The organism is Stenotrophomonas sp. Steno-Z2 (genome assembly GCF_056393235.1).
This window is the reverse complement of the sequence record NZ_JBWJOY010000027.1, coordinates 1-265: the sequence shown is the minus strand read 5'-3', so window position 1 is coordinate 265 and position 265 is coordinate 1. Positions and strand designations below refer to the sequence as shown.

Sequence of the window (265 nt, the reverse complement as noted above, 5' to 3'; positions counted from 1 at the left end):
ACGGCGTGTCCTACGACGCGGCCGGCAATGTCGTGGCCCAGACCCAGTGGCGCTCCAACGGCGCCGGCGGCTGGCGGGCGACGGTGATCCAGCAGACCTGGTCGCTGCGCGGCGAGCTGCTGCTGACCTGGAGCGAGACCGACCTGGGCCAGACTTCCAGCGCCCGTGTCGTCGAGCGGCGCGTCTACGACGATGCCGGGCGCATGACCCAGCAGCTGAGGTACTTCTCGCCGGGCACGATCTACCGCTGGGTGGACAGCGCGGA

General features: G+C 70.9%; 1 protein-coding gene. It reads left to right on the top strand.

Going from position 1 to position 265, the window contains the following annotated elements; genetic code table 11:
* The coding region (locus AC06FP_RS16860; protein WP_478076338.1) for a hypothetical protein at nucleotides 1–265 on the top strand (265 nt) is incomplete at both ends.